At 70.4% G+C, this 9685-nt stretch carries 9 protein-coding genes and 1 riboswitch; of the genes, 7 read left to right on the top strand and 2 right to left on the bottom strand.

Annotation, left to right across the window (positions count from 1 at the left end; genetic code table 11):
* A partial coding sequence (locus A5789_RS19900) for a PPOX class F420-dependent oxidoreductase (RefSeq protein WP_231956652.1) occupies positions 1–345 on the top strand: 345 nt, incomplete at its 5' end.
* Between the two features lie 30 nt (positions 346–375).
* Here A5789_RS19900 and A5789_RS19895 read toward each other — a convergent pair.
* Together A5789_RS19895 and cobN are read right to left on the bottom strand one after the other, a co-directional pair.
* A complete protein-coding gene (locus tag A5789_RS19895) occupies positions 376–765 on the bottom strand; it encodes a PPOX class F420-dependent oxidoreductase (RefSeq protein ID WP_063013537.1) in 390 nt (129 codons plus the stop codon).
* Positions 766–859: 94 nt separating this feature from the next.
* Positions 860–4483: a cobaltochelatase subunit CobN gene (cobN, locus tag A5789_RS19890; protein ID WP_063013535.1), complete on the bottom strand. Its 3624-nt coding sequence runs from the start codon at positions 4481–4483 to the stop codon at positions 860–862.
* Between the two features lie 28 nt (positions 4484–4511).
* Positions 4512–4619, bottom strand: a riboswitch (cobalamin riboswitch).
* A 135-nt stretch (positions 4620–4754) separates the two neighbouring features.
* Between cobN and A5789_RS19885 the strand changes: the two genes are divergently transcribed.
* The 6 genes from A5789_RS19885 to A5789_RS19860 all read left to right on the top strand — a co-directional run bounded on the left by A5789_RS19885 (position 4755) and on the right by A5789_RS19860 (position 9619).
* A complete protein-coding gene (locus A5789_RS19885) occupies positions 4755–4982 on the top strand; it encodes a hypothetical protein (protein WP_064901207.1) in 228 nt (75 codons plus the stop codon).
* Between the two features lie 4 nt (positions 4983–4986).
* Positions 4987–5316 carry a hypothetical protein gene (locus A5789_RS19880; protein WP_146098566.1) on the top strand — a complete coding sequence of 110 codons (330 nt, stop codon included), beginning with the start codon at positions 4987–4989 and terminating at the stop codon, positions 5314–5316.
* A gap of 72 nt (positions 5317–5388) precedes the next feature.
* Positions 5389–6582, top strand: a complete 1194-nt coding sequence (gene cobG, locus A5789_RS19875) for a precorrin-3B synthase (protein WP_064901211.1) — start codon at positions 5389–5391, stop codon at positions 6580–6582.
* Between the two features lie 149 nt (positions 6583–6731).
* Positions 6732–7304 (top strand): hypothetical protein, encoded by a 573-nt coding sequence (locus A5789_RS19870; RefSeq protein WP_036525464.1) that lies wholly within the window; start codon positions 6732–6734, stop codon positions 7302–7304.
* A 90-nt stretch (positions 7305–7394) separates the two neighbouring features.
* A complete protein-coding gene (locus tag A5789_RS19865; protein WP_063013527.1) occupies positions 7395–8030 on the top strand; it encodes a precorrin-8X methylmutase in 636 nt (211 codons plus the stop codon).
* Entirely contained in the window at positions 8027–9619 is a 1593-nt protein-coding gene (locus A5789_RS19860; protein ID WP_064901215.1) for a precorrin-2 C(20)-methyltransferase, read from the top strand. Before A5789_RS19865 ends, A5789_RS19860 begins: the two co-directional genes overlap by 4 nt.
* Positions 9620–9685: the final 66 nt, after the last annotated feature.

Here is a 9685-nt window from a genome sequence, read left to right as displayed (position 1 = left end):
CTGCTCACCACCTACAAGAAGGACGGCACACCGGTCGCGACCCCGGTGTGGGCGGCGCTCGACGATGCGAAGTTGTACGTCTGGACCGAGACCGCGGCCTGGAAGGTCAAGCGGGTGCGGCGCAATCCGGACGTCACCTTGCAGCCCTGCAGCGTGTCGGGTAAGCCGCACGGGGAGATCGTGCGCGGCACCGCCCGGGTGCTCGACGAGGAGGGCAGCGACCGGACCCGGCAGCTGATCAAGCGCAAGTATTCGCTCATGGGTTGGCTGATCGTCACCGGCAGCGTGCTGCGGCGCGGCCGCAAGGGCACGATCGGCATCGAAATCGCCTCTGCCCCAGCCTGATCCGAGACGATCTCACTCGATCGGCGGTGGTCACTGCCCCGCCGGTTGGGCGGTGATCGCCAGCCCGACCGAGCGATCCTTGCCGAAGATCAACTTGTGGCCGCGGATCAGCAGGGTGCCGATCACGCCGTATTTGTGGGCGATGAGATCGCGGACCCGTTCGGTCCCGTCGCCATCGAGGACGCGCGCCGTCCCGGCGCTCACCGGCGATCCGGACGTGCGGCCGCGGGCGTCGCAGGCCTGGACCGTCACCGCGGCGTTGCGGTGCAGCCGTTTCACCTTCCAGCTCTTCGGATTGGTCCAGACCACCAGCCGGTCGCCGTCGGGAGCCACCCAGACCGGGGCCCCGACCGGCGTGCCGTCCTTCTTGTAGGTGGTGAGCAGGACGTACTTCTGCTGTGCGAGTTCGTTCCAGGTCATATCCCCACGGTAGGGGCCGAACCCGCGCCCGCACATCCGCCGCGCGGCGCAGGATCCGGTGCGCCCGCCGACGTAGCGGCCGCACCGGGTCGCACTACTCGAGTTCGCCCTCGGTTTCGAGGTAGATCTGCCGCAGCCGGTCCAGTGTTTCCGGCTGCGGGGCCTCCCACAGTTTGCGTTCGGCCGCCTCGAGCAGGCGTTCGGCGATGCCGTGCAGTGCCCACGGATTGGACTCGGTCATGAACTTGCGGTTCACATCGTCGAAAACGTAGCTCTCCGAGAGCTTTTCGTACATCCAGTCGGCGACGACATTGGTGGTGGCGTCGTAACCGAACAGGTAGTCGACCGTCGCGGCCATCTCGAACGCACCCTTGTAGCCGTGCCGGCGCATCGCCTCGAGCCAGCGCGGATTGACCACGCGGGAGCGGAACACCCGGGTGGTCTCCTCGGAGAGGGTGCGGGTGCGCACCGCGTCGGGACGCGTCGAATCGCCGATGTAGGCCTCGGGATTCTTGCCGGTCAGCGCCCGGACGGCGGCGACCATGCCCCCGTGGTACTGGAAGTAGTCGTCGGAATCGGCGATGTCGTGCTCACGGGTGTCGGTGTTCTTGGCCGCGACCGCGATGCGCCGGTAGGCCGCGCGCATATCGTCGGCGGCCGGCGCGCCGTCCAGGCCACGGCCGTAGGCGTAGCCGCCCCAGGTGGTGTACACCTGGGCCAGATCGTCGTCGGTGCGCCAGCTCTTGGAGTCGATCAACTGCAGCAGACCCGCGCCGTAGGTACCGGGTTTGGATCCGAAGATCCGGGTGGTGGCACGGCGCCGGTCACCGTGCTCGGCCAGATCAGAATCGGTGTGCGCGCGAACGTAATTCGATTCCGCCGGTTCGTCCAGCTCGGCGACCAGCCGGACCGCGTCGTCGAGCAGCGCCAGCACGTGCGGGAACGCGTCGCGGAAGAATCCGGAGATTCGCACGGTGACGTCGATGCGCGGGCGGCCCAGCTCGGCCAGGTCGACCACCTCCAGGCGAGTGACCCGGCGGCTCGCCTCGTCCCACACCGGCCGCACCCCCAGCAGCGCGAACACCTCGGCGATATCGTCACCGGCGGTCCGCATGGCCGAGGTGCCCCACACCGAGAGCCCGACCGATCGCGGGTAGTCGCCGTGATCGGAGCGGTAGCGCTCGAGCAGCGAATCCGCCATCGCCTGGCCGGTCTCCCAGGCCAGCCGCGACGGCACCGCCTTCGGATCCACGGAATAGAAGTTCCGCCCGGTCGGCAGCACGTTGATCAGACCGCGCAGCGGCGAACCACTCGGCCCGGCCGGGATGAATCCACCGTCCAGGGCGTGCAGGATCCGCTCGATCTCGACTCCGGTCTGCCGCAATCGGGGCACGACTTCGGTTGCGGCGAAGCGCAATACGGCCGCAAGGGTGTCCGGAGCGGCGGGTTCGTGGCGAGCCACCAGCTCCTCCACCGCCGCCGGCGACCACTCCGCGGCCTGCAGTGCGGCCAGCAGCGTCCGGGCGCGCTGCTCGACGACATCGACTCGCTCGCGCGATTCTTCCCCGGATTCGTCGAGCCCCAGCGCCTCGCGCAGCCCCGGCACCGCGACTTCCCCACCCCAGAGCTGGCGGGCGCGCAACATGGCCAGCACCAGATCCAGTTCGCCCTCGCCGGCCGGGGCCTGCCCAAGGATGTGCAGGCCGTCGCGAATCTGCACATCCTTGATCTCGCACAGCCAGCCGTCGACGTGCAGCAGCATGTCGTCGAAGGTGTCCTCGTCCGGTCGCTCCTCGAGCCCCAGGTCGTGGTCCATCTTCGCGGCCCGCATCAGGGTCCAGATCTGCTGGCGAATCGCGGGCAGCTTGGCCGGATCCAGCGCCGAGATGTTGGCGTGCTCGTCGAGCAACTGTTCCAGGCGAGCGATATCGCCGTAGGTCTCCGCGCGGGCCATAGGGGGAATGAGGTGGTCGACCAGCGTGGCGTGGGCGCGGCGCTTGGCCTGGGTGCCCTCACCGGGATCGTTGACCAGGAACGGATAGATCAGCGGCAGATCGCCGAGGGCGGCGTCGGTGCCGCAGGCCGCCGACATCCCCAGCGTCTTGCCGGGCAGCCATTCCAGATTGCCGTGTTTGCCCAGATGCACCATCGCGTCGGCGCCGAATCCGCCCTCGCCGGCCGCCGCGGACAACCACCGGTACACCGCCAGATAGTGGTGGCTGGGCGGCAGATCCGGATCGTGGTAGATCGCGACCGGATTCTCGCCGAAGCCGCGCGGCGGCTGCACCAGCAGCACGATATTGCCGAAACGCAGTGCGGCGATGACGATTTCGCCGTCCGGATCGGCGGAGCGGTCGACGAACAGTTCGCCCGGCGGCGGCCCCCAGGCCTCGACGACCGCGGTGCGCAATCTCTCGGGCAGGGTGGCGAACCAGGCCGAGTACTGCCGGGCGCCGATGCGAATCGGATTGCCCTCCAACTGTTCCGCGCTCAACCAGTCCGGATCCTGACCACCGGCGGCGATCAACGCGTGGATGAGCGCATCGCCGTCGCGCTCCTCGAGCCCCGGAACCTCGCCCGGCGCGCCGAGATCGTAACCGGCCGTGCGCATCTCGGTCAGCAGCCGGATCGCGCTGGCGGGGGTGTCCAGCCCGACGGCATTGCCGATGCGGGCGTGCTTGGTCGGATACGCCGACAGCATCAGCGCGATCCGGCGCTGCGCCACGGGCAGATGCCGCAGCCGCGCGTGGCGCACCGCGATGCCCGCGACCCGCGCCGCCCGCTCCGCATCGGGCACATAGGTCGACAGACCGTCGGCGTCGAACTCCTTGAACGAGAACGGCACCGTGATGATCCGACCGTCGAATTCCGGCACCGCGACCTGGGTGGCGACATCCAGCGGCGAGAGTCCGTCGTCGTTGTCCGCCCACTGGTCCCGGCCGCTGGTCAGGCACAGCCCCTGCAGGATCGGCACATCCAGGTCGGCGAGCGCGCCGATATCCCAGGCCTCGTCGTCACCGCCGGCGGCCGCGGTCGCGGGTTTGGTGCCGCCCGCGGCCAGCACGGTCACCACCAGCGCGTCCGCGCGGCGCAGCGTGTCGAGCAGATCCGGTTCGGCGTTGCGCAGCGACGCGCAGTACAGCGGCAGCGGGCGGGCGCCGGCCTGTTCCAGCGCTCGGCACAGCGCCTCCACGTAGGCGGTATTGCCGGCCAGGTGCTGGGCGCGGTAGTACAACACAGCCACCGTCGGCGCGTCGGCGAGCCGGGAATCGTTGCCGGACAACTCCTTCGGCGCGCGGTCGAGCTCACCCCAGGAGGGCAGCTGGACCGGCGGCTCGAATCCGTGACCGGTCAGCAGCACGGTGTCGGACAGGAAGTTGTGCAGCTGCCGCAAATTGCCGGGCCCGCCCGCGGCCAGATAGTTGTGCGCGTCCGCGGCCACGCCACCCGGGACCGTCGAGCACTCCATCAGTTCGGCATCGGGCGCCATTTCGCCGCCCAGGGCCACCAGCGGGATCCCCGCGGCGCGGACCGCGTCCAGCCCTTCCTCCCAGGCGCGGCGACCGCCCAGGATGCGCACCACGACCAGATCGGCGCCCTCGAGCAGTCCCGGCAGATCCTCGACCAGCAGCCGGGCCGGGTTGGCGAGCCGATAGTCGGCGCCGCTCGCGCGCGCGGACAGCAGATCGGTGTCGGACGTGGACAGCAGCAGAATCACGGTTCTCCTCGGGTGACGCGCCCATAGCGGATACGGCCGCCCGCCCGGAGGGTCTGACTGTCACAGTGGCGCGACCGCACCGGAATTGCACCGGCTTTCCTCGTATCGGCGAGCCCCCGGATGCTATCGCACTGCTGTGACCGGTATTTCCCGATCCGATCCCGCGGCGTACGCTGTGAATATGCCGAACTCACCGGGATGGAGCAGGCGGAACCGCTTTGCCGCCTGGTCGGGAATTACATGCATGATGGTTGCTGTTGCATTGCTGGCAATGGCTTTGGCCGCTGCGGCCGGGGGTCACGGCGGGCTGTTGCTCATCGCCGCGGGCGCCTGTGCGGCGGTCGCGATCTTCGGGCTGCTGGTCTTCGAGTCCACGGTCCGCCGCGACCACGTCGAACGCCACGACACACCACATCTGTTGTCGGACAGTTACGTCGACGACCAGCTGTGGCAGGCCGTGATCCGCGCCCGGGACGAGAGCAGCCCGAAGGACCGGTGAGCCGATGCCCGCCACCCCGCCTTGGGTGCGGCGCAACCGTATGGTCGCCTGGACCAGCTACTTCTGCGTTCTGATCGGATTCGGCAGCCTGGCGATGGGACTCACCGCGGCCGCGAGCGGCCATCGCGGCTGGGCTCTCGTCTCCGGCGCGATCTGCGCCGCCGCCTTCCTCGGCGGGATGAGCCTGTTCGGCGCGACCGCCCACCACGACCGGGTCGCCCACCACGCAGGCCCCAGCCTGCTCTTCGATCCCTCCTGGCCGGCCGCCCCGCTCGAACCGTCCCGCACGTCGCACGATCCGCGACGCCGCCTGCACCTGAGGCGCGGTCACTGACACCGTGAACCGCGGACGCGCCCCGGCCTCGCCCGCGTTCGCCGCGCGCCCGGCTCGTAGGCTGGTGGCATCATGACGCGCTCCGCCCCCGACTCCTGCCCCGGTGTCCTGCGCCTGCATCAGGCCGCCGACGGTCCGCTGGCCCGGATCCGGCTGCCCGGCGGCGCGATCACCCCCGATCAACTGCGGGTGCTGGCCGCGGCGGCCGACGAGCTCGGCAACGGCAGTATCGAACTGACCTCCCGCGGCAATGTGCAATTGCGGCAGATGCACGATGCGGCGGCCCTGGCCGAGCGGCTCGAACAGGCCGAGCTGCTGCCCGCGCCCACCCACGAGCGGGTGCGCAACATCGTGGCCTCGCCGCTGTCGGGCCGGGTGGGCGGCTGGAGCGATGTGCATCCGCTGGCCGCGCGACTCGATGCGGAGCTGCGGCAGGCGCCGGAGTTGGCCGCACTGCCCGGGCGCGTGCTGTTCACCCTCGACGACGGCCGCGGCGACATCAGCGGTCTCGGCGGCGATATCGGCGTGCACGCCACCGACGAGGCCGAGTTCGCGCTGGTCCTGGCCGGGCGCGATTCGGGCGCGCGGATCGGCGCCGACCGGGCGGTGGACACGATGCTGGCGGCGGCCCACGGTTTCCAGCGGATGCGCGGCGAGCAGTGGCGGCTACGCGAGGTCGCCGACGGCCCGGCCCGGATCCTGGCCGAATTGGCTCTGGAACCGACCGCTGAACCGATGGATCTCGTTGCCCGCCAGGATATTCCGATCGGATGGCTCACCCAGGCCGACGACCGGGTCGCGCTCGGGGCGGGGGTGCCGCTGGGCGCCCTGCCCGCCCGGACCGCGGAATTCGTTGCGGCGGTGGAACATCCGATTCTGATCACCCCCTGGCGCAGCCTCGTCCTGGCCGATATGGACGAGTGGACGGCCGAACAGGTGGTGCGGGTGCTCGCGCCGATGGGCCTGATCTTCGACGCGAACTCACCGTGGCTCGCGGTGACGGCGTGCGCCGGGCGACCTGGCTGCGCGAAATCACTGACGGACGTGCGGGCCGACGCGGCCGAGGCCGTCATGTCCGGCCGCGTGCTCCCGGCCGGCGCCCCGGCGCCGGACCTGTCGGGCGTCGCGGCCGATCAGGTGGTCGTCGCCGGCCGGCAGCATTGGTCCGGCTGCGATCGGCAATGCGGGCGTCCGGCCGGGCCGGTGACCGAGGTGGTCGCCGAATCCGGCGGCTATCGCATCATCGGACCTCGCGCGGACGACTGACTTCGCTACCATCTCACCGCCGGGCGCGACTCGCTGAGGCACCTCGCCGCGACGCTCTCCCATTCCGTAGCGCCGCCGATCGGATGGTCGTGGCCGACGGCTCCTGCCGGCACGTCCCGACAACGCCGTACTTCGCGCACACTGGATCGATGGACTCGTCCGCGGATCAGTCGCCGTCCACCGCCGGCCTGCTCTCCGATGCGCAGATCGCACAGCTCTCGCTCCCCCAGCGGCTCGAACTGGTCGCGCGGCTGCGGCCCGACCGGGTGCGGCCGCATCCGCGCCGGGTGCGCGTGGCCCGCGGACTACGGCTGTCGCTGATGGTCGGCGGTTCGGTCGCGATGATCCCGTGGCTGGTCTACCTCGGGTTCACACTGCCGCAGGACTACGACGCGAATCATTGGGCGCTGGTGTGGATCGGCTTCGACATCCTGCTGGTCGTGATGATGGCGACCACCGCCTACCTCGGCTGGCGGCGGCGGGCGCTGGTGATCCTGCCGGCCTCCGGCACCGGGGTGCTGCTGCTCGCCGACGCCTGGTTCGACACGACCACCGCCGGTCCCGACGACATCCGGGTGTCGATCGCGACGGCCGTGCTCGCCGAGGTCCCGCTCGCGGTGCTACTGCTCACCGGGGCGCTGGCCCTGTTCCGCTATCTCGTCTTCGCCAATCCCCTGCACGATCCGGCCGAATCGCCGTGGCGGGCGCGGTTGCCGTTCTGATGTCGCGGGGCGGCTCGATGTCGCGGGCCGGGCGGCTCCTCGCCCACGCTGCCGCTCGGGGCCCGGATTCTCACCGCTAGGGTGATGCCCATGTCCGATGTGCGTACCAGCTACCTCACCGACGGGGCCGAGATCTATCGGCGCTCGTTCGCGACGATCCGGGCCGAAGCCGATCTGGCGCGGTTCCCGGCCGATGTCGCGCAGGTGGTGGTGCGCATGATCCACGCGTGCGGACAGGTCGATCTGACCACCGATATCTCGCACACCCCGCAGGTCGTGGCGGCGGCCCGCGCCGCGCTGCGCCGCGGCGCGCCGATCCTGTGCGATGCCACCATGGTCGCCTCCGGCGTCACCCGCAAACGGCTGCCGGCCGACAACGAGGTGCTGTGCCTGCTCGCCGATCCGCGGGTACCGCAGCTGGCTCGGGAGATGGGCAATACGAGATCGGCTGCGGCACTGGAATTGTGGCGTGATCGCCTCGACGGCGCCGTGGTCGCGATCGGCAATGCCCCGACCGCGCTGTTCCATCTGCTGGACATGCTCGACGCCGGCGCACCCCGCCCCGCGGCGGTGCTCGGCATTCCGGTGGGCTTCGTCGGCGCCGCCGAATCCAAACAGGCCCTGGCCGAATACGGTGACATCGAATACCTCACCGTGCACGGCCGGCGCGGCGGCAGCGCCATCACCGCCGCCGCCCTGAACGCGATCGCGAGCGAGCAGGAATGAGTGCTCAGGACGTGGCTCCCGGGAAGTTGTGGGGCGTGGGGCTCGGGCCCGGGGATCCGGAGCTGGTGACCGTGAAGGCGGCTCGCGTCATCGAATCCGCCGACGTCATCGCCTTCCACAGCGCCCGCCACGGTCGCAGCATCTCCCGCTCGATCGCGGCGCCGTACATGCGGCCGGGACAGCTGGAGGAACATCTGGTCTATCCGGTGACCACCGAGACCACCGACCATCCGGGCGGCTATCAGGGCGCGATCGACGAGTTCTACGAACGTGCCGCCGAGCTCCTGGCCGGACATCTCGCCGCGGGCCGCACCGTGGCGCTCCTGGCGGCCGGCGATCCACTGTTCTACAGCTCGTACATGCATATGCACCGGCGCCTGGCCGACCGGTTCCCCGCGGAGATCATCCCAGGCATCACCTCGGTCAGTGCCGCCTCGGCCGCGCTCGGCACACCCCTGGTTGAGGGTGAGCAGGTGCTGACGGTGCTGCCCGGGACCATGCCGCCGGATCAGCTGGCCGAACGCCTCGCCGACGCCGACGCCGCGGCGATCATGAAGCTCGGCCGCACCTATCCCGCTGTGCGGCAAGCGCTGTCGAAGGCCGGGCGGCTCGATGACGCCTACTACGTGGAACGAGCCAGCACCGGACGGCAGCGGATCCTGCGCGCCGCCGACGTCTCCGACGCCGATGTGCCGTACTTCGCGATCACCGTGGTGCCCGGGCCCGCACCGACCACCGAGATACCGTTCACCACGACCGAACCCGCTGCGGCTCACGGTGATTCGGACGGATCGGACGTTCACGAGGTCGGCGAGGTCGTCGTCGTGGGACTGGGCCCCGGCTCCGCGCAATGGACCACGCCCGAGGTCACCCGCGCCCTCGCGGCGGCGACCGATATCGTCGGCTACACCACCTACGTGAATCGGGTGCCGGTCCGCCCCGGGCAGCGCCGCCATCTCAGCGACAACCGGGTCGAATCCGAACGCGCGGCCATGGCATTGGATCTCGCGAAATCCGGGGCGCGCGTGGTGGTGGTGTCCTCCGGCGATCCCGGGGTGTTCGCGATGGCCGCGGCGGTGGTCGAGGAATCGGCCGATCCGCAGTGGCGCGATGTGCCGGTTCGGGTGCTGCCCGGGGTCACCGCGGCCAGCGCCGTGGCCGCCCGCATCGGCGCGCCGCTCGGCCACGACTTCGCGATGATCTCGCTCTCGGACCGTCTCAAGCCGTGGGAGACCGTGGCACAACGGATTTCGGCGGTCGCCGCGGCCGATATGGCGATCGCGATCTACAACCCTGCCTCCACTCAGCGGCGATGGCAGGTGGACGTCCTGCGTGAACTCGTCCTCGAGCATCGCGGCCCGGACACCCCGGTGGTTCTGGGGCGCGATGTGGGCGGGCCTGCCGAATCGGTGCATGTGACGACCCTCGCCGAGCTGAATCCGGACGAGGTCGATATGCGCACGCTGCTCATCATCGGCGCGTCCACCACCGCCACGGTCGAAACCCCGCACGGAACGCGGGTATTCACCTCGAGGCGGTACGGGCAGGCCGCGCAGGACAACACGGCGAGGGTCGCGGCCGACCGGTAAGGCCACACGGGTCGGCGTGGTCTCGCTGCTACGGTACGGCGCGGGCCGGACGGCGCGTGGTGGCGC

It is taken from the genome of Nocardia sp. 852002-51101_SCH5132738 (assembly GCF_001665695.1).
GTDB classification, from domain to species: domain Bacteria; phylum Actinomycetota; class Actinomycetes; order Mycobacteriales; family Mycobacteriaceae; genus Nocardia; species Nocardia nova.
This window is presented reverse-complemented; position numbering and strand designations above follow the sequence as displayed.

Excerpts from the sequence above, each read along its gene's own strand:
- A5789_RS19865 (WP_063013527.1), top strand. The coding sequence starts at position 7,395 with ATGTCCGATGTGCGTACCAGCTACCTCACCGACGGGGCCGAGATCTAT.
- A5789_RS19885 (WP_064901207.1), top strand. The coding sequence starts at position 4,755 with ATGGCTTTGGCCGCTGCGGCCGGGGGTCACGGCGGGCTGTTGCTCATC.
- A5789_RS19880 (WP_146098566.1), top strand. The coding sequence starts at position 4,987 with ATGCCCGCCACCCCGCCTTGGGTGCGGCGCAACCGTATGGTCGCCTGG.
- A5789_RS19895 (WP_063013537.1), bottom strand. The coding sequence starts at position 765 with ATGACCTGGAACGAACTCGCACAGCAGAAGTACGTCCTGCTCACCACC.
- A5789_RS19870 (WP_036525464.1), top strand. The coding sequence starts at position 6,732 with ATGGACTCGTCCGCGGATCAGTCGCCGTCCACCGCCGGCCTGCTCTCC.
- A5789_RS19860 (WP_064901215.1), top strand. The coding sequence starts at position 8,027 with ATGAGTGCTCAGGACGTGGCTCCCGGGAAGTTGTGGGGCGTGGGGCTC.
- cobG (WP_064901211.1), top strand. The coding sequence starts at position 5,389 with ATGACGCGCTCCGCCCCCGACTCCTGCCCCGGTGTCCTGCGCCTGCAT.